21 protein-coding genes are annotated in these 22,634 nt (G+C 73.4%); 7 read left to right on the top strand and 14 right to left on the bottom strand.

The window, feature by feature from the left end:
- Window positions 1–153: 153 nt before the first annotated feature.
- Window positions 154–1,779: an ABC transporter substrate-binding protein gene (locus ACLQ2X_RS25925; protein WP_425683691.1), complete on the bottom strand. Its 1,626-nt coding sequence runs from the start codon at window positions 1,777–1,779 to the stop codon at window positions 154–156.
- 136 nt (window positions 1,780–1,915) lie between these two features.
- On the opposite strand from ACLQ2X_RS25925, the gene ACLQ2X_RS25920 reads away from it, so the two are divergent.
- Both ACLQ2X_RS25920 and ACLQ2X_RS25915 read left to right on the top strand, forming a co-directional pair.
- Window positions 1,916–2,647, top strand: a complete 732-nt coding sequence (locus tag ACLQ2X_RS25920; protein WP_425683690.1) for a FadR/GntR family transcriptional regulator — start codon at window positions 1,916–1,918, stop codon at window positions 2,645–2,647.
- A 197-nt stretch (window positions 2,648–2,844) separates the two neighbouring features.
- The gene (locus ACLQ2X_RS25915) at window positions 2,845–4,599 is read left to right on the top strand and encodes an exo-alpha-sialidase (protein ID WP_425683689.1); all 1,755 of its coding nucleotides are present in this window, start codon (window positions 2,845–2,847) and stop codon (window positions 4,597–4,599) included.
- 44 nt (window positions 4,600–4,643) lie between these two features.
- Here ACLQ2X_RS25915 and ACLQ2X_RS25910 read toward each other — a convergent pair whose 3' ends face one another.
- A complete protein-coding gene (locus tag ACLQ2X_RS25910) occupies window positions 4,644–6,236 on the bottom strand; it encodes an amidohydrolase (RefSeq protein ID WP_425683688.1) in 1,593 nt (530 codons plus the stop codon).
- A gap of 160 nt (window positions 6,237–6,396) precedes the next feature.
- On the opposite strand from ACLQ2X_RS25910, the gene ACLQ2X_RS25905 reads away from it, so the two are divergent.
- Both ACLQ2X_RS25905 and ACLQ2X_RS25900 read left to right on the top strand, forming a co-directional pair.
- A complete protein-coding gene (locus tag ACLQ2X_RS25905; RefSeq protein ID WP_425683687.1) occupies window positions 6,397–8,367 on the top strand; it encodes an acyl-CoA dehydrogenase in 1,971 nt (656 codons plus the stop codon).
- A 67-nt stretch (window positions 8,368–8,434) separates the two neighbouring features.
- Window positions 8,435–9,655 (top strand): PucR family transcriptional regulator, encoded by a 1,221-nt coding sequence (locus ACLQ2X_RS25900; RefSeq protein ID WP_425683686.1) that lies wholly within the window; start codon window positions 8,435–8,437, stop codon window positions 9,653–9,655.
- A 3-nt stretch (window positions 9,656–9,658) separates the two neighbouring features.
- On the opposite strand, the gene ACLQ2X_RS25895 is transcribed toward ACLQ2X_RS25900, so the two are convergent.
- Together ACLQ2X_RS25895 and ACLQ2X_RS25890 are read right to left on the bottom strand one after the other, a co-directional pair.
- Window positions 9,659–9,889 carry a potassium transporter TrkA gene (locus ACLQ2X_RS25895; RefSeq protein WP_425683685.1) on the bottom strand — a complete coding sequence of 77 codons (231 nt, stop codon included), beginning with the start codon at window positions 9,887–9,889 and terminating at the stop codon, window positions 9,659–9,661.
- A 53-nt stretch (window positions 9,890–9,942) separates the two neighbouring features.
- On the bottom strand, window positions 9,943–10,167 hold the full coding sequence (locus ACLQ2X_RS25890; protein WP_425683684.1) for a hypothetical protein: 225 nt from the start codon (window positions 10,165–10,167) through the stop codon (window positions 9,943–9,945).
- Window positions 10,168–10,629: 462 nt separating this feature from the next.
- Between ACLQ2X_RS25890 and ACLQ2X_RS25885 the strand changes: the two genes are divergently transcribed.
- Together ACLQ2X_RS25885 and ACLQ2X_RS25880 are read left to right on the top strand one after the other, a co-directional pair.
- The gene (locus ACLQ2X_RS25885) at window positions 10,630–11,472 is read left to right on the top strand and encodes a cell shape-determining protein MreB (RefSeq protein WP_425683683.1); all 843 of its coding nucleotides are present in this window, start codon (window positions 10,630–10,632) and stop codon (window positions 11,470–11,472) included.
- Complete coding sequence (locus ACLQ2X_RS25880; RefSeq protein WP_425683682.1) at window positions 11,469–11,783, top strand: TraR/DksA family transcriptional regulator; 315 nt, start codon at window positions 11,469–11,471, stop codon at window positions 11,781–11,783. The genes ACLQ2X_RS25885 and ACLQ2X_RS25880 overlap by 4 nt, the downstream gene beginning before the upstream one ends.
- Before the next feature lie 4 nt (window positions 11,784–11,787).
- Here ACLQ2X_RS25880 and mnhG read toward each other — a convergent pair whose 3' ends face one another.
- Genes mnhG through ACLQ2X_RS25850 form a run of 6 tightly spaced genes read right to left on the bottom strand, consistent with a single transcriptional unit; the run spans window position 11,788 to window position 17,884 of the window.
- Window positions 11,788–12,186 carry a monovalent cation/H(+) antiporter subunit G gene (gene mnhG, locus ACLQ2X_RS25875; RefSeq protein WP_425683681.1) on the bottom strand — a complete coding sequence of 133 codons (399 nt, stop codon included), beginning with the start codon at window positions 12,184–12,186 and terminating at the stop codon, window positions 11,788–11,790.
- A complete protein-coding gene (locus tag ACLQ2X_RS25870; RefSeq protein WP_425683680.1) occupies window positions 12,183–12,446 on the bottom strand; it encodes a monovalent cation/H+ antiporter complex subunit F in 264 nt (87 codons plus the stop codon). The genes mnhG and ACLQ2X_RS25870 overlap by 4 nt, the downstream gene beginning before the upstream one ends.
- On the bottom strand, window positions 12,443–13,048 hold the full coding sequence (locus ACLQ2X_RS25865) for a Na+/H+ antiporter subunit E (protein WP_425683679.1): 606 nt from the start codon (window positions 13,046–13,048) through the stop codon (window positions 12,443–12,445). Before ACLQ2X_RS25865 ends, ACLQ2X_RS25870 begins: the two co-directional genes overlap by 4 nt.
- A complete protein-coding gene (locus tag ACLQ2X_RS25860; RefSeq protein WP_425683678.1) occupies window positions 13,045–14,616 on the bottom strand; it encodes a Na+/H+ antiporter subunit D in 1,572 nt (523 codons plus the stop codon). The genes ACLQ2X_RS25865 and ACLQ2X_RS25860 overlap by 4 nt, the downstream gene beginning before the upstream one ends.
- Window positions 14,613–15,050 (bottom strand): Na(+)/H(+) antiporter subunit C, encoded by a 438-nt coding sequence (locus ACLQ2X_RS25855; protein ID WP_425683677.1) that lies wholly within the window; start codon window positions 15,048–15,050, stop codon window positions 14,613–14,615. Before ACLQ2X_RS25855 ends, ACLQ2X_RS25860 begins: the two co-directional genes overlap by 4 nt.
- Window positions 15,047–17,884, bottom strand: a complete 2,838-nt coding sequence (locus tag ACLQ2X_RS25850; RefSeq protein WP_425683676.1) for a Na+/H+ antiporter subunit A — start codon at window positions 17,882–17,884, stop codon at window positions 15,047–15,049. Before ACLQ2X_RS25850 ends, ACLQ2X_RS25855 begins: the two co-directional genes overlap by 4 nt.
- Before the next feature lie 197 nt (window positions 17,885–18,081).
- Here ACLQ2X_RS25850 and ACLQ2X_RS25845 point away from each other — a divergent pair, with 197 nt between their 5' ends.
- Complete coding sequence (locus ACLQ2X_RS25845) at window positions 18,082–19,047, top strand: SpoIIE family protein phosphatase (RefSeq protein ID WP_425683675.1); 966 nt, start codon at window positions 18,082–18,084, stop codon at window positions 19,045–19,047.
- An 8-nt stretch (window positions 19,048–19,055) separates the two neighbouring features.
- Here ACLQ2X_RS25845 and ACLQ2X_RS25840 read toward each other — a convergent pair whose 3' ends face one another.
- From ACLQ2X_RS25840 to ACLQ2X_RS25825, 4 genes are read right to left on the bottom strand one after another with little or no spacing between them, the layout of a single operon-like run.
- The gene (locus ACLQ2X_RS25840) at window positions 19,056–19,679 is read right to left on the bottom strand and encodes a response regulator (protein ID WP_425683674.1); all 624 of its coding nucleotides are present in this window, start codon (window positions 19,677–19,679) and stop codon (window positions 19,056–19,058) included.
- Entirely contained in the window at window positions 19,676–20,899 is a 1,224-nt protein-coding gene (locus ACLQ2X_RS25835; RefSeq protein WP_425683673.1) for a sensor histidine kinase, read from the bottom strand. Before ACLQ2X_RS25835 ends, ACLQ2X_RS25840 begins: the two co-directional genes overlap by 4 nt.
- Window positions 20,857–21,681, bottom strand: coding sequence for an ABC transporter permease (locus ACLQ2X_RS25830; protein ID WP_425683672.1), 825 nt, complete (start codon window positions 21,679–21,681; stop codon window positions 20,857–20,859). The genes ACLQ2X_RS25835 and ACLQ2X_RS25830 overlap by 43 nt, the downstream gene beginning before the upstream one ends.
- On the bottom strand, window positions 21,678–22,532 hold the full coding sequence (locus ACLQ2X_RS25825) for an ABC transporter ATP-binding protein (RefSeq protein WP_425683671.1): 855 nt from the start codon (window positions 22,530–22,532) through the stop codon (window positions 21,678–21,680). Before ACLQ2X_RS25825 ends, ACLQ2X_RS25830 begins: the two co-directional genes overlap by 4 nt.
- Window positions 22,533–22,634: the final 102 nt, after the last annotated feature.

Genomic DNA, 22,634 nt, shown 5'->3' with positions numbered 1-22,634 from the left:
ACCGCTCCACGTACACCCGGTCGTCGCCGAACGCCACCTGCGCGGCGGCGCGGGTACGGGCGTACGCGCGGGGCAGCCCGCCCGCCCCCCCGGCCCCCCGGGTCACGTGGGCCGGGGGGGGACGGGGGCGGGGCCGGAGCCCCGAGCGTGGGCTCAGCCCGCGCGGCCGGCGCCCTGGAAGTACAGGCCGGTGGTGGCGGCGCCGGAGAAGCCGTCCAGCTTGCCCGGGTCGTACGCGGTGACGACCTTGGTGTGCAGGATCGGGTAGAGCGGGGCCTGGTCGGCCACCCGGTCGAGTGCCTGCTTCCACAGCGCCTTGCGGGCGGCCTCGTCGGAGGTCTGCGCGGCCTTGTCCAGCAGGTCGGCCATGGCCTTACGGTCGGCGTCGCTCCACCGGTAGCGCAGACCCGGCCAGGTCTCGCCGTAATAGAACCAGCGCATCAGCAGGTCGGTGTCGACACCGAAGACGCTCGGGTCACCGGTGGCCATGAGCACCCGGAAGGTGTCCTTCGGCACGATGTCGCCGTAGATGGCCGAGGACGGCACCGTGTTGAGGGTGGCGGTCACGCCGATCTTCTTCCACTGCTCGATGACCAGCGGGGCGACGTCCTTGACCACGGAGCTGTCGGTGGTGTCGAGCTGGAACGACAGGTTGGTGACGCCGGCCTCCTGGAGCAGGGCCTTGGCCTTGTCCGGGTTGTAGTCGTAGACCGTGGCGGCCTTCTGGTAGTCCTTGTTGCCCTCGTCGAGGTAGCTCGTCGCCGGGCTGCCGTAGCCGTTGAGCGCGGTCTTGATGACCGCGTCCTTGTCGATGGCGTAGTGCAGGGCCTGACGGACCCGCTTGTCGCTGAACGGCGCGGCGGCGTTGTTGAACATGAGGAAGACCTGGTTGAAGGCCTGCTTCACGTCGATCGTGTACTTGTCCTTGAGCGAGTCGACGTTCAGGTACGGCACCGCCTCGATGGCCTGCACCCGGCCGCCCTGCAGGTCCGACACCCGGGCGGAGGCCTCCGTGGTGGTGTTCCACGTCATCGTCTCGACCTTGGCCGGACGGGGGCCGTTGTAGTTCGGGTTCTTGCTCAGCTTGATGCCGGATTCCTTGGAGGCGCTGTCCACCTTGAACGGGCCGGAGCCGATCGGCGCGTTGTCGAACGCCTTGGTCGCGGCCGCGTCGCCGGTCTTGGCCTTGGGCACGATCTTGATGACCGAGATCCGCTCGGCGAACAGCGCGAAGGGGTACTTCAGCGTGAACTCGGCGGTCGTGGCGTCCTTGGCGGTGACCGAGTCGATGAAGGACACGAAGCCCTGCATCAGCGGCGGCGCCTTCGGGTCGGCCGGCTTGAGCACCCGGGTGAAGGACCAGGCCACGTCCTCGGCGGTGACCGGCGTGCCGTCGGAGAACTTCGCGCCGTCGCGCAGCGCCACCGTGTAGGTGAGGCCGTCGGCGCCGGCGGTCGGGTCGGCCTTGGCCAGGGCGTTGTAGGGTTCCCGGGTGATCGGGTCGAGGTCGACGAGACCTTCGAAGACGTGCTGGTTGGCCGCCGTGGCCACGGCCGAGGAGGCGTTGCCCGGGTCGAATCCGCTGGACAGCGTGAAGGCCAGCGTGGCCTCGATCGAGTTGCCGCCCTTGCCGCCGTCCACCGAGTTGGTCGAGGCGGGGCCGCCGCTGCAGGCCACCAGCCCGAGCGCGAGGGATGCCCCGAGGGACGCGACGGCCAGGGAGCGCACGCGGCGTCGCGTGCCGCGCCAACTCCCCGACGGCTTACCGGTGGTGCTCACGTAGATGCCTCCATAGGCTCTGCATGCGCTCGCATGACCGCTCGCGCTGTGGGATTACGATTCAGGGGTATGACGTCTGATGTCTGATGCCAGTAGGGTGAGGGTGTCAGATTCGGCAACGAAGGGCAAGGGCCAGATGACGACCATTGACGCGAGCCCGCTACGCGGCACCGAGCGCCCCGGCCCCCGCCGGCAGGAGGTCGCCGCCAGCATCAAGGACTACATCCTGCGCAACCGCCTGAAGCCGGGAAACCTCCTGCCCACCGAGGCGGAGCTGTGCGAGGCGGTCGGCGCCAGCCGCTCCAGCGTCCGCGAGGCCGTCAAGATCCTCTCCGCGCTCGACATCGTCGAGGTCCGGCACGGTCACGGCACCTTCGTCGGCCACATGTCCCTCAACGCCCTGGTGGAGAGCCTCACCTTCCGCGGCCTGCTCAGCGGCGAGGAGGACCACCACGTGCTGGGACAGGTGGTGGACGTGCGGCAGACCCTGGAGCAGGGGCTGGCCGGCACTGTCATCGACACCCTGGGCGAGGCGCACCGCGCGGAACTGGCCGCGCTGGCCGACGAGATGGAGAGCCGCGCCGCCCGGGGCGAGGACTTCCTCGACGTCGACCGGGCCTTCCACCTGAAGTTGATGGAACCCCTGGGCAACGACCTGCTGGTCCAGTTGACCGAGGCGTTCTGGCGGGTCCAGGCGATCGTCGCGCCCACCCTGCGCACCGAGCCGGAGGATCGCGTGATCACCGCCCAGCGGCACCGGGCGATCGTGGCCGCGGTCGTCGCCGGCGACGCGACGGCACTGCGGTCGGCCGTCGCCGAGCACTACGCGCCCATCCGGGCGAGCATCGCCCGCGCCGCCCAGCCCTGACCCGCGCAACCGCGCACCGGGCGCGATCACCCACCGGCCCACCTCGGGACGGTCGCGAGGCCGCCGCCTCCCCTGTGGACCGTTCGCCACGTCGATTCCTTGACGGGTTCCATCGATCGGCTTAGCGTACCCAACATCGGACGTCCGATGTCTGATGCGGCCGCTTCGATCCCCCACCCGTCCGGAAGGAATCCCCCATGCCCCCTGCCCGTGCGATACCGCGCCGGGTGACCGCCGCCGTCGCCGCCCTCCTCGGTCTGCTCGCGGTCCTCCCCGCCGCACCCGCCCACGCCGCCGCCCCCGCCGGCGTCACCGCGACCGTCGGCGCCGACTGCACCACCGGCCGCCTGCTGCTGCTGCTCGACAACCGCAGCGCCGCCACGCAGACCTACACCGTCACCTGGCCCGGCCGGACCGGCTCCCCGTGGACCCGCACGGTCGCCGCCGGCACCGCAGCGGAGCTGTACTGGACGCTCACGCCCGGCGCCGCGTACACGCTGCGGACGACGACCCCGACCGGCCTGGACGAGACCACCACCGGCATCTTCCACTGCGGCACCGGCATGTCCGCGCTCACCAGCTTCGACTGCACGAACGGCCGCCTCCAACTCGCCCTGGAGAACCGCACCACTACCGCCCGGGACCTCACCGTCACCTGGCCCGGACGCACCGGCTCGCCGTGGACCCGCACGATCGCCGCCGGCGGCAACTACCTGCACTACTGGACCGTCGGCGCCGGCACCCCGTACACCCTGCGGGTCACCGCGTCAGGCTTCGACACCACGCTGCGCGGCACCACCTCCTGCGCCCTGGCCGCCGGCAATCCCCAGATGACCAGCACCACGCTGCTGACCACGCAGACCGTCATCCGCGACCTCAACGGGGCGGGCGGCCGGTACGACGGCACCGTCGCCTCGGTCCGCATCCCCGGCCTGGCCGTCACCAACAACGGCACCGTCATCGCCGTGGCCGACGCCCGGGTCGACGGCTCGTACGACCTCGGCGGCGGCACCAACAACATCCAGATCGTGATGGCCCGCAGCACCGACGGCGGCCGTACCTTCGAGCAGCCCCGGGTCATCCACGCCCCGCCCACCACAGGCGAGGGCGTCGGCGACCCCAGCATGCTCGTCGACCGCGCCACCGGCGTCGTCTACTGCTTCTTCACCTACTCCCCCCGGCCCGGCATCAGCTTCTGGTCCGGCGGCTCCGGCCTGAACACCGCCGACGACCCGAACAGCATGCACCTGCGCTACATCACCAGCCGGGACAACGGCGCCACCTGGAGCGCCCCGGTGGAGCTGAACCCGGCGGTCAAGGACCCGACCTGGCGGCAGGTGTTCTTCTCCTCCGGCCACGGCATCCAGACCAGCGCCGGCCGCCTGGTGCAGCCCATCGCCTACCGGGACGCGGCGGGCACCAGCCACGCCGCCAACATCTACAGCGACGACCACGGCATGACGTGGCGGCGGGGCGGATCCGCCGGGGGGAACATCAACGAGAGCAAGGCGATCGAGCGCGGCACCGGCGCGGTGGTGCAGAACATGCGGCACAACTCGACCCGCAGCCGGTTCTACGCCACCTCCACCGACGGAGGCGCGACGTTCGGCCAGGCCACGGCCAGCACGCTGCTGACCGACCCGCTCTGCAACGCCGACGAGATGTCCTACCTGCGCCCGTCCGAGGTCGGCGCCAACCGGGCGCCGGTGCGCATCCGCACGGCCCTGTTCAGCAACAACGCGAACCCGACCGCGCGCAACGACCTCACCGTCCGGCTGTCCACCGACGACGGCGCGAGCTGGCCGGCCCGGGCGCTGGTCAAGCCCGGCGGCGCCGGCTACTCGACGATGGCGGTGCTGGCCGACGGCACGGTCGGCAACCTGTACGAGGTCGGCAACACCGGCGGGATCTACTTCGCCCGCTTCAGCCTCGGCTGGGTCAGGGGAGCCTGACCGTCAGGTCCCGTCCGGGCACCGGCTGCCCGGACGGGACACCGTCAGCGCTGCCAGCGGACCACGCCGCCGACCACGGTGAGCGCCACGGTCAGGTCGCGCAGGTCCGCCGGCGCGACCCGGTACGGGTCGGTGGGCAGCGCGATGAAGTCGGCGAGCATGCCGGGGCGCAACCGGCCCTTCAGGTGCTCCTCGTAGGAGGCGTACGCGCCGGCCTCGGTGAAACACCGCAACGCCGCGTCCAGGTCGAGCCGCTCGTGCGGGTCGACGCCGCCGGGCGGGGTGCCGTCGGGCTGCTGGCGGGTCACGGCCGCGTGGACGCCGAAGAACGGATCGGGGTCCTCCACCGGCGCGTCCGAACCGAACGCCACCGTGGCCCCGGCGTCGAGCAGGCTCCGCCAGGCGTACGAGGCCAGGTCCCGGCCGGCGAGCATCCGGCTGGTCAGCGGGATGTCGCTGGTGCAGTGGGTGGGCTGCATCGAGGCGATCACGCCGGCGCCGGCGAGCAGCGGCACGTCCGCCGGACGCAGGTGCTGGGTGTGCTCGATGCGGTGCCGTAGCCGCGCTGCCACACCGGGGCCCACCGACTCGCGCCAGCGCGCGTACGTGCGCAGCACCATCCGGTTCGCCGCGTCGCCGATGGCGTGGGCCGCCACCGCGATCCCCGCCCCGGCGGCGGTGGCCACCAGCCGCTCGAACTCCTCCGCCGGGGTGACCGCGATGCCGTGGTCGCCGGGCTCACCGGCGTACGGCTCGGTCATCAGGCAGGTGTGCGACCCGAGCGCCCCGTCGGTGAAGATCTTCACCGGGCCGGTGCTCAGCCACCGGTCCCCGTCCCCGGTGGCCCAACCGCCGTCGATCGCCTCGTCCAGCGCCGTGGCCGGGATCGTCTTGTGCACCCGCAGCGGCAGGTCACCCTGGGCGTACAGCGTCTGGTAGGCGGCGCGGCAGTCCTGCCCGTCGAGGTCGTGGATGCTCGTCAACCCGACGGCGAGCAGCCGGGGCAGGTAGGTGCGCAGCTGGGCGACCAGGTCACCGGCGTGCGGGGAGCGCACGACGTCGTACGCCACGTCGGCGGCCGCCTCGCGCAGGATGCCGGTCGGCTCGCCCTGCTCGTCGCGCGCGATCTGCCCACCCACCGGGTCGGGGGTGCCGGCGTGGATGCCGAGCCGGGCCAGCGCGGCGCTGTTCACCCAGATGGTGTGCCCGTCGATGCTGGGCAGCGCCGCCGGGCGGTCCGGGCAGACCCGGTCCAGGTCGGCCCGGGTCGGCTGCACCGGCCGGGTCCACCGGTGGCTGTCCCACCGCCCACCGAGCAGCCAGGCGTCCGGCGCCAGGCCGGCGGCGTGCCGCGCGATCCGGCTCAGCGCCTCGTCGAGGCTCGTCGTGCCGCGCAGGTCGACCTGGTCCAGCCCGCGCACGTAGGTCGCCGAGTGCAGGTGACTGTCGATCAGGCCGGGCAGCACGGCCATCCCGTCGAGGTCGACCCGGCGCGCGCCGGCGCCGGCCCGGTCCCGACATTCGGCGAGGTCACCGACGGTGACGATTCGCTCCCCGCGCACCAGCATCGCCTCGGCGTGCGGACGGGCCGGGTCGAGGGTGTGGATCCGGGCGTTCTCGTAGACGGTGCCGGTCATGGTCTCCCTGTCTGGGCGGCCGGAGGGGTGGTCGCGCGGCCCGGCTCGCGGGCGGCGGCGTGTCCGGCCGGCCCGTGAAGTTCCTCACCGCGCCACTGTAGCGGTGGGTAACGTGAAGTGGGTACGAGCTGTAGCCATGACGTCGTCTTCCGAGGTAGCCATGAGCAACGTCCCCGGTTCCATCGACCCGGCCCGCCTGCAGGAAGTGCTCGACGGACCGTGGGCGGAGGTCCGCGACGCCCACCGGAGCAAACTCGACGCCCGTTTCCTGCCGGTGTACGGCGAGACCGGCGACCAGGCCCGCGAGCGGATCACCCGGCTGCTCGCCGAGCTGCCCACCGAGCAGGGCATGCCGTCGGCCTATCCGAGCGAGTACGGCGGCCGGTCCGACGTCGGCGCCTCGATCGTGGCCAGCGAGATGCTGGCCCAGGTCGACCTGTCGCTGATGGTGAAGGCGGGCGTGCAGTGGGGCCTGTTCGGTGGCGCGGTGGTGGCGTTGGGCACCCGCCGGCACCACGACGCCTACCTGCGCGACATCGCCTCCGGCGCGCTTCTCGGCTGCTTCGCCATGACCGAGACCGGCCACGGCTCCGACGTCCAGCAACTGCGCACCACCTGCACCTACGACCCGGCGACGCAGACCTTCGACCTGCACACCCCACACGAGGCGGCCCGCAAGGACTACATCGGCAACGCCGCCCGTGACGGCCGGATGGCGGTGGTCTTCGCCCAACTCGTCACCAACGGCGAGCGGCACGGCGTGCACGCGTGGCTGGTGCCGATCCGCGACGAACAGGGCAACCCGCTGCCCGGCGTGACCATCGGCGACGCCGGCCCCAAGGGCGGGCTGCTCGGCGTGGACAACGGCCGCCTCAGCTTCGACCACGTGCGGGTGCCCCGGGACATGCTGCTGGACCGGTACGCGCAGGTCGCCGAGGACGGCACCTACTCCAGCCTGATCGAGAACGACTCCCGGCGCTTCTTCACCATGCTCGGCACCCTGGTGCGGGGCCGGGTCAGCGTGGGCGGGGCGGCGTCGGCGGCCACCAAAGTGGCGCTGACCATCGCGGTGCGCTACGGCGACATCCGCCGCCAGTTCGGCACGCCCGGCGACGACCGGGAGGTGCTGCTCAACGACTACCTGGCCCACCAGCGCAAGCTGCTGCCCGCGCTGGCCACCACGTACGCGCTGCACTTCGCCCAGACCGAGCTGATCGCCGCGGTCAGCGACGTGCAGGGCGGCGACGGGCCGGTCGACGAGCACCGGCAGCGGGAGTTGGAGTCCCGGGCGGCCGGCCTGAAGGCGGCGCAGACCTGGCACGCCACCCGGACCATCCAGATGTGCCGGGAGGCGTGCGGCGGCGCCGGCTACCTGTCCGAGAACCGGTTGCCCGGCCTCAAGGCCGACACCGACGTGTTCACCACGTTCGAGGGTGACAACACCGTCCTGCTGCAACTGGTGGCCAAGGGACTGCTCACCGGCTACCGGGACGAGTTCGGGTCCCTCGACGGATGGGGACGGGCCTCGTTCGTCGCCGAGCAGGTCCGGGAGATGATGCTCGAACGCACCGCCGCGCGCGGGCTGATCGAACGGCTGGTCGGCTCCGTGCCCGGCCGGGACGAGGAGGTGGCCGTCACCGACCGGGGCTGGCAGCTGAAGCTGTTCGAGGACCGCGAGAAGCACCTGCTCGACGGCGCGGTACGACGCCTGCGCGGCGGCGCGTCCGCCAAGAAGGACCACCCGTTCGACATCTTCAACGACGTCCAGGACCACGTGCTCGCCGTCGCCGCCGCGCACGTCGACCGGGTCACGCTGGAAGCGTTCGTCGCCGGCATCGACGCGACCGCCGACCCGGCGGTCCGGGCGCTGCTGTCCCGGGTCTGCGACCTGTACGCGCTCACCGTCATCGAGGCCGAGCGGGGCTGGTTCCTGGAACACGCCCGGCTCACGCCGGCCCGCTCCAAGGCGATCACGGCAGTGGTCAACGGCCTGCTCAAGGAGCTGCGTCCGCACATGCGCACGCTCGTGGACGGGTTCGGGATCCCGGACCCGTGGCTGCACAGCGCGATCCTGCGCGAGGAGCCCGCCCGGCAGGAGGCGATGGCGGCCCACGACGGCACGGAGTCCTGACCGACGCGGCCTACCCTGGGGGAACCGGGCCGGTGTGCCGTGCCGGCCCCGGCACCAGGAGACCGTGATGAGCGACAGCACCGGGCGACCGGACCCGGCCAGGGCCGGCGACGACCGGTGGCTGGCGGAGGTCGCCCGCGAGGCCGGCGCCGACGCCGGGGACGTGCCGGTGGAACTGCTCGGCGACTACCTGCGCCTGCTCACCGACGCGGCGGTGAGCGGACGCCGGCCGCGCCGTGCCGAACTGGACGCGATCGGCGCGCTCGGCCGCCGCGCCGCCGAGCAGGGCGTGTCGGCGGGCCGGGCGGTCCGCCTCTACCTGTCCGCGGCGCGGCTGGTCTGGCGGCAACTGCCGCACCTGGACCGGTCCACCGACAGCGAGACGGTACGCGCGGCGGCGGACGCCGTCCTGCACGTGATGGACACCGCGGTCGCCACGCTCGCCGAGGGCTACGCGGTGGCCCGCCGGGAACTCGTGCGGCGGGAGGAGTCGCTGCGCCGGGAACTCGTCGACGACCTGCTGCGCGGCGACTCGGACCTGGGCGGGCTGGTGGAACGGGCCGAACCGTTCGGGCTGGACCTGGCCCGCGTACACCAGGTCGTCCTGGCCGCGCCGGGTCGCCGGCTGCCGGACACCGCGGCGGCGATAAGCACCCTGGAACGGGTCATCTTCGACCGGCTGGGTGACCGGGACGTGCTGGTGGCCACGAAGGAAGGGCTGCTGGTGGTGATCGCCCCGGCGGACACGGTGACGCCGATGCGCGGCGGCGGCGAGCCGACCGGAAGCCTGGGCACGTTGATCCACGGCGAACTGGACCGCCTGGTGCGCGGCCGGCCGTGGCAGGTGGCGGTCGGTCGCCCCCATCCCGGCCTCTACGGCATCGCCCGCTCCTACGAGGAGGCGCGGGAGGCGCTCACCACGGCCCGCCGGCTGCACGCCGACGCGTCGGTGATCGACGCCCACGACCTGCTGATCTACCGGGTCCTGCTGCGGGACCAGCCGGCCATGGTCGACCTCGTCCGGGCGGTGTTGACGCCGTTGGACCAAGCCCGGGGCGGCGCCGGGCCGCTGCTGGACACGCTCATCGAGTACTTCGGCTGCGGCGAGGTCGCCACCGAGGCGGCCCGCCGCCTGCACGTGTCGGTCCGCACCGTCACCTACCGGCTGGGTCGGATCCGGGCGTTGAGCGGCTACGACCCCGCCGACCCCCGGGACCGGTTCACCCTGCACGCGGCGGTGCTCGGCGCGCGGGCCCTGGACTGGCCGCGCCGGCCGCTGCCGGCGTAACGGTCAGGCGGGGACGGCGGCCAGTTCCGGGAAGCCGAGCAGGGTGGCCAACGCGGACGCCTCGGCCGGGGTGAGCGTGAGGGCGATCGTGCCGTCCGGGTCGTTCGGGTCGTCGTGGACGAGGTCCCGGCGGTCACCGACCCGGTACTCGATGACGGCGATCCGGTGGCCCTGCTCGGTGGTGAAGGCGTGGCGTACGCCCAGGCCGGGCAGGTTCGTGCGTTCGATGATCACGAAGGCTCCTTCGGTGACGGCCACCCGCGCCACCACCGGGAACAGCGGCGACGTCAGGGCAGCGCGGCGGACAGTCCAGCGGGCGCCACGACCTGTGGCGGCGCGCGGTCGGCCGACCAGGCGGGGACGCAGCCCGCGACCGCCCGACTCAGCCGGACCACGATGCACATGCCCAGCGCCCGGCCGCTGCGCAGCGCCCGGAGGACGACCGCCAGCACCGCGAGCATCGACAGCGCGAGTGGCTGGCCGACGGCTCGGTGGTGCTGCTGGTGACGCATGTGTCAACCATAGCCGCGCCCCGGCGACGCCCAGCCGGCCCGGCATCGCCACCGCGACCGGGCCGCTGATCAGCGCCACCGGCAACAACGGGCGGGCGGCACGCCTGCCACTTGTCCGGCGGCCGGCAACCAGGCCGACCGTTGTTGGCCGACGGCGCGCACTGCCGGGCGCCGGGTTCCGGGCGACGCTGGAGGTCCGACGCGTTACCCGAGCAAGGAGGCGGTGATCATGGCCCGTACGTCTGTGGTGTCGTCACCCGCCGGTCGCGCGCCGCTGTCCCGGCCGAGCCCGCCGCCAGGCCCCGCCGGACGCGTCGGCCGATTCTCCCCCGCCGCCGGTCACCGGCGCCGCTGAGGGCGAACGCACCATTTCGACGGCCCGGCCCGAGGCCGGGCCGGCATCCGCGTATCCGCAGCCGTTCCCTCGGGCGGCTGCCTGTTGCCATCCGAAAAGAGGTCGGTATGTCCGGCACGGTCACGCCGTTGCGTCTTCCGAGGCGCACGGGGATGCTTGTCGGCCGCTCCCACACCACCCGCCCGACGGTCACCGGGCGTCCCGAACCGGTCGCCGTGGACCTGGGCAGCGCCCACCTGCGGGTCTGGCTCGGCCCCGGGCAGGTGGTGAGCGCCCCGGTCGGCCACGGCCTGCGTACGCCTGTCGTCCGGCGCGGACGGGTCGTCGACGTCCCGGGCTGCACCGCGGAACTGCGCCGGCTCCTGCGCGAGCACCGCGCCGCGGTGCCGGTGGGGGCGCTCGTCGTGGCCAGCCGCCCGGTCCTCACCGCGCCGGCCGACCAGGAGGCGGCCCGGCAGGTGCTCACCGCGGTCTTCGCGCCGTCGCGGCTGCTGTTCGTCGACAGCGTCCGGGCGGGCGCCGTCGGCGCCGGCGCCGCCGCCGGCACACTCCTGATCGCCGACGTCGGCGCCCAGGTCACCGAGGTGGCCGTGCTGGCCGACGGTCGCATCGTCGCCGCCCGCCGCGCCGAGGTCGGCACCCGGGACCTGGCCGCCGGTGTGACCGCCGCGATGCTCGCCGCCACCGTCTCCCGGCTGATCGGCGAGCTGCGTCAGGAACCGGCGGCCCGCCCCCTGGTCCGACCCGCGCTGGCCCGGGGCGTGCTCGTGGTCGGCGACGGGGCCACCCGACCCGACCTGACCGCCCGGTTGGTCGCCACGCTCGGCGCCACCGTGCACCGGGCCGCCGCACCGCGTACCGCCTCGTTGACCGGCGCCGGCCTCGCCGCCATGTCGGCGCTGCGCCACCCCACCCGACCGGAACCTCTTCCGAAAGGACCACGACCATGACACACACCCTCGACGAGCGCACCCGCACGCTGCGCGACCTGCTGGAACGGCAGTTCGAGGAGTTCACCGCGCAACTCACCGACCTGACCACGGACGCGCGGCAGCCCGGTCAGGGCGGCCACGACCCGGACACCCTGCGCCGGCTGATCGAGGTCGCCCAGCAGGGCGTAGCGGACGCCGCCCAGGCGCTGCAGCGGATGTCGGAGGGCACCTACGGCGTCTGCGAGCGCTGCGGCCGGGACATCCCGACCGCCCGCCTGGAGATCCGGCCGGTGGCCCGGTTCTGCGTACCGTGTCAGCAGCGCCGCTGACCGGTCACGACGCGCGCACCGGCGGTGGGGTCCGGGGCTCTTCCGACCGGTCCGCGCGGATCTGGTCCAGGTCACCGGCCAGCTCGTCGGTGATCAGCAGATCCCGGCGGATGTCGTCGTGCGGGTACGCGGCCCGCCCCACCATGTGGGCCGCCACCGGGGCGGTGGCGAGCTGGAACATGCCGACCAGCACCAGAGTGGTGATGTCCACCCCGCTGCGCAGCCGCAGGGCACACCCGATCAGGACCAGCAGCAACCCGAGGACCTGCGGCTTGGCCGCCGCGTGCATCCGGGACAGCACATCCGGGAAGCGCACCAGGGCGATGCCGGCGGCCACGCTGAGCAACGCGCCCGCGATGAGGCAGACGCCGGCAACGGTGTCGAGGATCGCGTCGAGGTTCACTTCGGCCCTTTCCGGGCGGCGAACCGGGCGACGCTGACCGAGCCGACGAAGCCGACGACGGCGAGCACCACCAGCACCGGAAGCGCGGTGGCGTCCCGGCTGTAGGCCGCCTCGGTGGCGATGGCCGCGACCACGACGGCGAGCAGCACGTCGGTGGCGACCGCGCGGTCCAGGATCGACGGTCCACGGATGACGCGGACGAGGGTGAGCCCACCGGCCACGACGAGCAGCACGGTGACGATCACGGCGACGAGGGTCACGTCGGTGCCCCTTCCAGGTCGGCCGGCCCGGGTGGACCGGTGGGTACGGACTCCTCGATTCGGCGCAACTCCTCGCGCGAGCCGACGGCGGCGACGATGCGCGCCTCCAACTCCAGCACGCCGCGCCGGAACCGCTCGACCTCGTCGAGGCTGCGCAGGCCGACGACGTGCACGTAGAGCGTGCCGGTCCGCCGGTCGGCCTCCAGGATGAGACTGCCCGGCACCAGGGACAGCGCCTCCGCGGTCAGGGTCAGATTCAGGTCGGTGTTGACCCGCAGGCGCACCGCGATGATCGCCGAGCGCGGCGGGTCCCCGAGCCGGACCGCCAGCCACGCCACCTGCGCGGAGGCGATCACCAGGTCGTACAGGAAGCGGGCCAGGAACCGCAGCAGCGCCACCGGGCGGATGCGCCCGGCGAACGTCACCGGCGGCAGCGGGAAGACCACGAGCAGCACCGCGCCGACCGCCAGCCCGCCGATCAGGTTGGCCCAGCTGAAGGTCCCCCACAGCAGCACCCAGACGATCACCAGGCCGGTGAGGGCGATGGCGCGGTTGCGCCACCGCACACGACGGGGCAGCACCGGATTCAGTCGGCTGGTCACGGCGCACCCCCGGGGAACACGGCCTCGACGTACGGCGTGCGGCGCAGCAGGTCCTCGGCGGCGTCGGTGCTGATGTCGAACAGCGGGCCGGCCACCACCGTCAGCGCGAGCCCGAGCACCACCAGCGCGGCCGTGGAGGCGGTCATCAGCCGGGGCAGCACGGTCGCGCCCGGCGCCGGACCCTCGTGCGGCTGCTCGGCACCCTCGGTGCGGGACGCGCGCTCGACGTCACCGGGCTCCGGCATGTCCGGGTGCGGGGCCCGCCAGAACGCCAGGTTCCACACCCGGGCGATGGCGTAGAGGGTGAGCAGGCTGGTGAGCAGCCCACCGCCGACCAGGACCCAGGCCAGCACCCCGCCGTCGTCCACGCCGGCCTGGACGAGGCCGAGCTTGCCCAGGAAACCGGAGAACGGTGGAATGCCGGCCAGGTTGAGCGCCGGTACGAAGAACAGCAGTGCCAACATCGGCGACAGCCGGGCCAACCCGCCCAGCCGGTCCAGCGAGGTGCTGCCCCCGCGTCGTTCGACCAGACCGGCGGCCAGGAACAGGGTGGTCTGGATGGTGATGTGGTGCACCACGTAGAAGATCGCCGCGGACAGGCCGATCGACGTGGACAGGCCGACCCCGAACAGCATGTAGCCGATGTGGCTGACAAGCGTGAACGACAACAGTCGTTTGATGTCCGACTGGGCCACCGCGCCGAGGATGCCCACCACCATGGTCAGCGCGGCAACCACCATCAGCAGGTCGGCGGTGCGGCCACCGGGGAACAGCAGCGTCTCGGTGCGGATGATCGCGTACACGCCGACCTTGGTGAGCAGGCCGGCGAAGACCGCGGTCACCGGGGCCGGTGCGGTCGGATAGCTGTCCGGCAACCAGGCGGACAGCGGGAACACCGCCGCCTTGATGCCGAACGCCAGCAGCAGCATGCCCTGCAACACCAACCGCATGTCGTCCGGCAGCGAGTCCAGGCGCTCGGCGAGCTGGGCCAGGTTCAGCGTGCCGGTGGCCGCGTACACCAGGCCGATCGCCACCAGGAAGATCAACGAGGACAGGAGGCTGACCACGACGTACGTGGTGCCGGCCCGGATCCGGGTCTCCGTGCTGCCCAGCGTCAACAACACGTAGCTGGCCACCAGCAGGATCTCGAAGCCGACGTAGAGGTTGAACAGGTCGCCGGAGAGGAACGCGTTGCACACGCCGGCGGTCAGCACCAGATAGGTCGGGTGGTAGACCGACAGCGGCGTCTCCTCGTTGCCGTCGGCCATGCCCTGCCCGATGGAGTAGACGAGCACGCACAGGGTCACCGAGGCGGAGACCACGAGCATCAACGCGGCGAGCTGGTCGGCGACGAGCACGATGCCCATCGGCGCGACCCAGCCGCCCACCTCCACGACGAGCGGACCGTCGAACGTCGACCGGACCAGCAGCAGCGCCGCCACCGCGACGGTCGCGGCGAGCACGACGATGCTGACCCACCGTTGGGCGCGGGCCCGCCGGGCAAGCAGCAGCGTCAGGGCGGCGCCGAGCAGCGGCATCACCACCGGCAGCGGAACGAGCCAGGTCATCGGGTGCCTCCCCGCTCACCGGCGGCCAGCACCTGCGCCTCGGCGGTCTCCGCGTCGGAGGTGCCGGGGCCCTCGTCCCGTTCGGCCAACTGCATGATGCGCCGGTCCTCCACGTCGTCCTGCACCTCGTCGTGCCCGTTGAGGTGCCAGGAGCGGTAGGCCAGGGCGAGCAGGAAGGCGGTCATGCCGAGCGTGATGACGATCGCGGTCAGCACCATCGCCTGCGGCAGCGGGTCGGACATCTCCTCCTCGGCGATGGTGCCGACGATCGGCGGGCCACCGGCCCGGCCACCGGTGAGCAGCAGCAGATTCGCGCCGTTGCCGAGCAGAATGACCCCCATCAGCACCCGGGTGAGGCTGCGTTCCAGCAGCAGGGTGACGCCGGTGGCGAACAGGACGCCGATGACCAGGACGTAGACCAGGTTGGGGGTCACACCAACTCCTCTTCCCGTACGTCGGTCGCGGCGGTCTCCTGCTGGTCGTCCTCCGCCTGGCGGTCCATCTCCGCGCCCAGGCTGCGCAGGATGTCCAGGACCAGGCCGACCACGATGAGGTAGACGCCCACGTCGAAGAAGACCGACGTGACGAAGTGCACGTGCCCGAGCACCGGCAGGTGGAAGTCGAGCGTGGCGCTCTGCAGGAACTCACCGCCCAGCAGCATCGCCGCGACGCCGGTGCCGACCGCGACGAACAGGCCCGCGCCGAGCACCATGCCGGCGTCCACCGGCGCGGCCCCGTTGAGCTCGGTACGCCCGCCGGCCAGATAGCGCACGGCCAGCCCGAGGCCCGCCACCAGCCCGGCGGCGAACCCGCCACCGGGCGCGTTGTGGCCGGAGAAGAGCAGATAGATCGAGAAGAGCAGGATGGCGTGGAACAGCAGCCGGGTGACCACCTGGAGGATCACCGACTGCTGGCGGGAGGTGCTGCCGCCGGTGAGCCAGCGGGGCCGCGAGGAGAGCTGCCGGCCGGCCGCACCGGGGATGCCGCTGCGCAGGTCCAGCGCGGCTGAACCCCGGAAGATCAGGCTGGCCACGCCGGTGGCGGCCACCACCAGCACGGCGATCTCGCCCATCGTGTCCCACGCCCGGATGTCGACGAGCGTCACGTTGACCACGTTCTTGCCGCCGCCGTAGGACACCGCCTCGTCCGGGAAGTCGGCCGAGATCGGCGTCGCCACCCGGCTGCCCGCCGCCACGTACGCCATGCCGGCGGCGACCACACCGACGGCCACGCCGAGCGCCACCCGCAACCGCCGGGTGGAGCGGATCGGCCGGGCCGAGAACCGGCGCGGCAGCCGCCGCAGGACCAGCACGAACATCACGATCGTGACGGTCTCCACCAGGAACTGGGTCAGCGCCAGGTCCGGCGCGCCGTGCAGGATGAACAGCAGCGCGGTGCCGTAGCCGGTCACCCCGACGAGGATCATCGCGGTCAGCCGGCGCTGGGCGCGCGCGGCCACCAACGCCGCGACGACGATCACCGCCCCGGCGACGGCCTGCAACGGCGTGTCCCACAGCTGGTAGCGCCGTGGCCACGGCGCGCCGGCCAGCAGCGCGCCGCCGGGCAGGACGACAAGCACCAGCAGGATGACGCCCAGGTAGAACGGCAACGAACCCCGCTGGGTGGCGCCGGTGAGTTCCACCGCCACCCGGTCGACCCCGCCGGCGATCCGGTCGTAGCCGCTGGAGCCGTCGAAGGGCAGCCGGGGCAGGTACGGCCGCCGCCGGTGCAGCAGCAGGAACAGCCCGACACCGCCGGAGACGGCCAGCGCCGACAGGCCCAGCGCCGGGGTCAGCCCGTGCCACAGCGCCAGGTGGTAGCCCGCCTCGTCGGTCGGGTACTGGTCGGCGTACGGGGCGAGCACCCGGTCCACGGCCGGGGCGAGGACACCGACCGCGAGGCCGGCGGCGGCGAGCACGGCCGCCGGGGCGAGGAACGCCGGGGCGATCCGCTTCGGTCGGGTCTCGGCCACGCCGGGTTTCCCGGCGAACGCGCCCCAGAGGAACCGGATCGTGTACGCGACGGTGAGCGCCGAGCCGGCCACCACCCCGGCGAGCACCAGCAGTTCGGTTGCCCCGCCGTGCAGGAACGCCTCCAGCGCGGCTTCCTTGGCCACGAAGCCGATCAGCGGCGGCAGGCCGGCCATCGAGGCGGCGGCGAGCCCGGCGACCACGGCGAGCGCCGGCGCGCGCCGGCCCAGGCCACTGAGTTCGCGCAGGTCCCGGGTGCCGGTGACGTGGTCGACGACCCCGACGACGAGGAACAGGGTGGCCTTGAACAGGGCGTGGGCCAGCACCATCGCCACGCCGGCCAGCGCGGTGTTCCGGGTCCCGGCGCCGAGGACCACCATGAGCAGGCCGAGCTGGCTGACCGTGCCGTAGGCCAGCAGCAGCTTCAGGTCCACCTGCCGCAACGCGGTCCAGCCGCCGAGGAACAGCGTGATCAGGCCGCCGCCCAGCAGGATGGCGCGCCACACGGTGGCCTGGCCCACTGCGGGGCCCATCAGGGCGGCCAGGAACACGCCGGCCTTCACCATCGCCGCGGCGTGCAGGTAGGCGCTGACCGGGGTGGGTGCGGCCATCGCGCGCGGCAGCCAGAAGCTGAACGGGAAGATCGCCGACTTGCTCAGCACACCGAGCAGGACCAGCACCAGGGCGACGGTCAGATAGCTGCCGTCGGGCAGGTTCCCGGCGATCTCCGACCAGCGGTACGTGCCGGCGTGCTGGCCGAGCATGACGAACCCGGCGAGCATCGCCAGACCGCCCAGCGTGGTCACCAGCAGCGCCTGCATGGCGGCCCGCCGGCTCGCCCGCTGGGTCGGGTCGCTGCCGATCAGCAGGTAGGAGAAGACGGTGGTCAGTTCCCAGAACACGTACAACAGCAGCAGGTCGTCGGAGACGACCAGGCCGAGCATCGCGCCGGCGAACGCCACGAACACCGCGGCGAACCGTCCGAGGCCGGGGTCGTCGGAGTGGAAGTAGCGGGCGCTGTAGAGCAGCACGAGGGCGCCGACGCCGCCGACGAGAAGCACCATCAGCCAGGACAGCGTGCCCATCCGCAACGCCAGATCCAGGCCGAGCTGCGGCACCCAGGTGACCGTCTCGACGACCGGTTCGCCCGCGCGCACCGGGCCGGTGTGGGCCAGGGCCCAGACCAGGGCCGAGGCGGGCACGGCCGCCAACGGGTAGAGAGCCCACCGACCCCAGATGCGTACCAGCACCGGGGCGGTCACGGCTGCGAGCGCATGGACCGCCACCAGGACCAGCACACACCCTCCTCAAGATCGACGGCCGGTTGGTCAACCTTATCCAGACGATCCCCGGGTCGTCATGTCGAAAGGATCACGCTTGACGGGGCCTGGGCACACCGTCCGGCCAACCGGTGCGGGCGGTGTCCCCGGGTGTCCGGTATAGGCTTGCCGCCCTGGCCCGGGCGGGTGGGCTCGGGGTGACGAGGGGATGGCCTATGCGTGGGGGTGCCTCGCTGTCGATGCGGACCGCCCTGGCGGGCACCACCGGGAACGCGATGCTGATGGGCGTCGCCGAGGTCAGCACCCCGCTCGGCTGGGTGCTGCTGCCCGGCCTGCTCGGGGTGTCCACCCGTCCCCGGGTGGCCGCGCTGGTGTCGGCCTGGGCGGGCGTGCTGGTGCTGGCGTCGGTCGTCGTACCGGTGGTCCCCGGCCACCGCGGCGACCCGTCGGCGCTGCTCGCGTCCGCCGCCTGCCTGGCCGCGGCGCCGTTGCTGGCGTGGGCCCGGCGGCGGCCGGCGAAGGTCGTGCGCGCCGCCGCCGCGCCTGACGTCGCGGTGTTCGCCATGCCGGCCGGCCCCGGCCGGGCCGCGCTGGCGATCTGCGGCACACCCGGCGAGATCGCCGCCGCCGTCCCGGTCCGCGACGGCGGCCTGCGCGTGCTGCTCGGCGCCGTCACCGGCGCCACGCTCGCCGCGCCGGCCTCCCGGCGGGCGATCGAGCAGGCGTTCCGCGAGCACGCCGGGCGGTCCCGCTCGTCCCTGCCGCAGTTGGTCGCCGCGCTGGAACAGGTGGTCCGCGACCTCGCCCCGGCAGGTCACCTGCGCGCCACGATCGTGCGTGTCGACAGCTCCGGCGCGGTCGAGGCGGTGCGGTGCGGCGCACCCGACCTGATCGTCACCGACGGCGGCCGGGCCGAACCGGCCGGCGTCCCGGCGGGCCCGGCGATCGGGGCGAGCGGACCGGCCGGACCGGCGACGCCGGTGCGGGTCCCGGCCGGGCGGGTCGCCGTGGTCGGCGCCGGCTTCACCGAGGCGCACGGCGACCGATGGGTACACGCACTCGAACCGGCCGGCGACGGCGACCCGGCCGGGGCGGCACAACTGCTGACCGCCGGCCCGCGGGGCGGCCGACGGGTCGGTCCGGCGTTCGTCGTCGACCCGGGACCGCCGGCCCGGCACTGAGCACCCGGTCAGGACCGCAGCAGGCCCGCGGCCATCGCGGTGGTCACCGCCGCCGTCCGGTCGGCGACGCCGAGCTTGGCGAACGCGCGTAGCAGGTGGGTCTTCACGGTGGCCTCGGTGATGTGCAGCCGCAGCCCGATCTCCCCGTTGGACAGGCCCCGGGCGACCAGCCCCAACACGTCGATCTCGCGCGGGGAGAGGCTGACCGGCCGGGGGTCGCGCAGGTGGCGGAACACCCGACCGGCCACCGACGGCGCCAGCACGGTCTCGCCCCGCGCGGCGCCGCGGACCGCCTCGACCAGTTCCGTGCGGGAGGCGTCCTTGAGCAGGTATCCCGCCGCCCCGGCCTCGACCGCGCGAAGGATGTCCCCGTCCGTCTCGTAGGTGGTCAGCACGACCACCCGGGTGCCCGGCGCCACGGCCAGCACCTCGGCGGTCGCCACGGCGCCGTCCGCCCCGGGCATCCGCAGGTCCATCAGCACGACGTCGGGGTGCAGGGCCCGAACGGCGGCGACCGCCTCGATGGCGGAGGCCGACTCGCCGACCACCGCGAGGTCCGGTTCACCGGCGAGCATCCCGCGCACCCCGGCCCGCACCACGGGATGGTCGTCCACCAACAGCACCGAGATCATCCGATCGGCACCTCCACCCGCACCGTGGTGCCCGCGCCGGGGTTCGACACCACCCGCAGCGTACCGGCGACCTGCTGGACCCGGTTGCGCATGCCGGGCAGGCCGTACCCGTCGCGGCTGGACGGCGCGGCGAAACCGCGACCGTCGTCGCGGACCGCCAGGACGACGGCGTCGTCACGTCGTTCGAGGCACACCTCGACCCGACCGGCGGCGGCGTGTTTACGGACGTTGGCCAACGCCTCCTGGGCGACCCGCAGCAGCACCACCTCGACCGGGGTGGGCAGCGGACGTGGCGTACCGGGTGCGGCGAGGGCGACGGGCACGCCGGTCTCGGCGGTGAACCGGTCCGCCATCCGCCCCAGCGCCTCCGCCAGGGGCGAGCCGGCCAGTTCCGCCGGGGTCAGCGCGGCGACGAACGCACGCGCCTCGGCCAGGTTCGCGCGGGCGGTGGTCACGGCCAGGGCCAGGTGGCGGCGGGCCTGCCCGGCATCGCGGTCCAGCTCCGCGTCGGCCGCCTGGATCAGCATCACCACACTGGTCAGTCCCTGGGCGATGGTGTCGTGGATCTCGCCGGCCAGCCGCTGCCGTTCGGCGTCGACCCCGGACTGGCGGGACAGCCGTGCCACCTCCTCCCGGGACGCGGCCAACTCCTCGATCAGCGCGGCCCGCCGGTCGGCGTCGACGAACAGGTGCCGCACCCAGCCACCCACCACCGACACCACGATGGCCACCATCACCGCCGCCAGCAGCGTTCCCCGGGTGTCCGGGCCGCCGCCGGAGCGCAGCCAGTGCACCACCACCTGGACCGCCGTGAACAGCACCACCGTGCCGGTCGCGACCGTCGTCGGCAGCAGCATGAACGCCTGCGGCAGCAGCACGAACAGGGCGAACGAGGCGGCCGGCGTCAGCGCCACCGCCGCCGCGTAGAGCACCAGCGTGACGCCCAGATAGAGGTACGCCCGCCAGCCGTCCACCCCGTACCGCATGAGGGGACGGCCGAACACCACGTACCAGACGCCGATCGCGGCCAGCAGGGCGACCGAGCCGGCGCGGTACGGGGCCGCGGGGCCGCCGGTGGCCACGGCGAGCCCGACGGCGACCGTCATCGCCGCGAAGTAGGCGTCCCACAGCGGGAACCGGGCGATCCACGCCGCCGAGGGCGGCGGGTCGCCGAGGTTCACCGTTGCCGCCGGCCGCGCCAGCGGAAGGTGGTCAGACACAGCAGCAGACCTCCGATGCACCAGGCCGCGAGGATCAGCGCGGTGCGCCCGTGCTCCCAGTCGGGTACGGCCTCGGCCCCCAGAATCGTGTCGGGCAGCAACGCCGAACGGAAGCCCTGGGCCATCCATTTCAGCGGGAAGATCGAACCCAGCACCAGCAACGGCTGCGGCAACGCGCTGACCGGGGTGAAGTAGATGCCGGAGACGAACGCCAGCACCAGGTACGGCAACTGGGTGACCGCACCGGCGCTGCGGGCGGACCGGATCACGCTGCTCACCGCGATGCCGAGCAGCGCGCACGCGACGACGCCGAGCAGGAACACCCAGCCGAAGGTGAGCCACCGCCCCGCCTCGGTCGGCAGCCGCAGGTCGAACAGCGCCACCCCCACGGCCAGCAGCAGCACCGTCTCGGCGGCCACCACGACGAGGGTCTGCACGGTCTTGCCCAGGAAGTAGGCGGCCGGCGGCATCGGCACGCCGCGCAGGCGCTTGAGGGTGCCGTCGTCGCGGTCACCGGCGATCCCGGTGCCGAGGTTGACGAAGGTGGTGGCCGCCACCCCTGCCGCGATCATGCTGGGGGCCAGGTACTGGGCCGAGGTGACGTCGCTGCCCGGGTAGACCCCGGAGATCAGGGAGCCGAGCAGCACGAGCGTCACCACCGGCAGGGCGAAGGTGAAGACCACGGCGTCCCACTCCCGGAAGAACGCCTTCAGCTCGATGACACCGCGGTGCAGCCCGAGCGTCAGGGTGGACGGGCCGTACGCCCGCGCGGCCGTCGTCATGTCCGGTCTCCGATCAGGTCGAGGTAGACGTCCTCCAGGCTGGGTCGGGTCACGGTGAGGCCGGGGACCGGGCCGTCGAACCGCCGGGTCAGCTCGGCGATCACCGGGGCCGGGTCGTCGGTCCGCCGCTCACCGCCGGACCATCGCACGACGACCTGGTGACCGGCCCGCCCGGCCAGCGCCGAGGGCGGGGCGTCGGCGACCACCCGACCGCCGGCCAGCACCACCACCCGGTCGGCGAGGGCCTGCGCCTCGTCCAGGTAGTGCGTGGTGAGCAGGATGGTGGTGCCCGCCGCGGCGAGGGTGCGGATCAGCGTCCAGAAGGCCCGCCGGGCCGCCGGGTCGAACCCGGTGGTGGGCTCGTCGAGGAAGACCAGGCGTGGGTCGCCGACCAGGCCGACGGCGACGTCCAGCCGGCGCCGTTGTCCGCCGGAGAGCTTGCCGACGCGGGTCCTGGTGCGGTCGGTCAGGCCCACCACCTCGATCACCTCGGCCGGGTCGCGGGGTGCCGGATAGTAGCGGGCGAAGTGGCGCACCGTCTCCCCCACCGTCAGCTCGCCGAGGTCGCCGGCCTCCTGGACGACGATGCCGATGCCGGAGCGCCAGGCGCGCGCCGCCCGGCCGGACCGGCCGATCCGTGCCGGGTCCGCCCCGAGCACGCTGACCTCGCCGCCGTCGCGGTCACGGTGTCCTTCCAGGATCTCCACGGTGCTGGTCTTGCCCGCGCCGTTGGGCCCGAGGAGCGCGACGACCTCGCCGTACGCGATGTCCAGGTCGACTCCGGCCAGCACGGTGCGCCGGCCGTATCGCTTGTGCAGTCCGCGTACCCGGACCGCTTGGTCGTTGCTCATGGTTCGATGCTGCGCCCACCGGCACCGACCGCGCGACGACCGACCGGTGGAGGGCCGGTGTCCACCGGTCGACGGACACGCGGCAGCGGGGCCCGCGGGCGT

The sequence above is a fragment of the Micromonospora sp. DT31 genome (assembly GCF_049841795.1).
GTDB lineage: Bacteria > Actinomycetota > Actinomycetes > Mycobacteriales > Micromonosporaceae > Micromonospora.
The sequence above is the reverse complement of the archived record's forward strand: the minus strand, read 5'-3'. Positions and strand labels throughout refer to the sequence as shown.

Coding starts and splice junctions, on each gene's coding strand:
- ACLQ2X_RS25920 (WP_425683690.1), top strand. CDS start 1,916: ATGACGACCATTGACGCGAGCCCGCTACGCGGCACCGAGCGCCCCGGC.
- ACLQ2X_RS25915 (WP_425683689.1), top strand. CDS start 2,845: ATGCCCCCTGCCCGTGCGATACCGCGCCGGGTGACCGCCGCCGTCGCC.
- ACLQ2X_RS25910 (WP_425683688.1), bottom strand. CDS start 6,236: ATGACCGGCACCGTCTACGAGAACGCCCGGATCCACACCCTCGACCCG.
- ACLQ2X_RS25905 (WP_425683687.1), top strand. CDS start 6,397: ATGAGCAACGTCCCCGGTTCCATCGACCCGGCCCGCCTGCAGGAAGTG.
- ACLQ2X_RS25900 (WP_425683686.1), top strand. CDS start 8,435: ATGAGCGACAGCACCGGGCGACCGGACCCGGCCAGGGCCGGCGACGAC.
- ACLQ2X_RS25890 (WP_425683684.1), bottom strand. CDS start 10,167: ATGCGTCACCAGCAGCACCACCGAGCCGTCGGCCAGCCACTCGCGCTG.
- ACLQ2X_RS25885 (WP_425683683.1), top strand. CDS start 10,630: ATGTCCGGCACGGTCACGCCGTTGCGTCTTCCGAGGCGCACGGGGATG.
- ACLQ2X_RS25880 (WP_425683682.1), top strand. CDS start 11,469: ATGACACACACCCTCGACGAGCGCACCCGCACGCTGCGCGACCTGCTG.
- ACLQ2X_RS25860 (WP_425683678.1), bottom strand. CDS start 14,616: ATGACCTGGCTCGTTCCGCTGCCGGTGGTGATGCCGCTGCTCGGCGCC.
- ACLQ2X_RS25845 (WP_425683675.1), top strand. CDS start 18,082: ATGCGTGGGGGTGCCTCGCTGTCGATGCGGACCGCCCTGGCGGGCACC.
- ACLQ2X_RS25840 (WP_425683674.1), bottom strand. CDS start 19,679: ATGATCTCGGTGCTGTTGGTGGACGACCATCCCGTGGTGCGGGCCGGG.
- ACLQ2X_RS25830 (WP_425683672.1), bottom strand. CDS start 21,681: ATGACGACGGCCGCGCGGGCGTACGGCCCGTCCACCCTGACGCTCGGG.
- ACLQ2X_RS25825 (WP_425683671.1), bottom strand. CDS start 22,532: ATGAGCAACGACCAAGCGGTCCGGGTACGCGGACTGCACAAGCGATAC.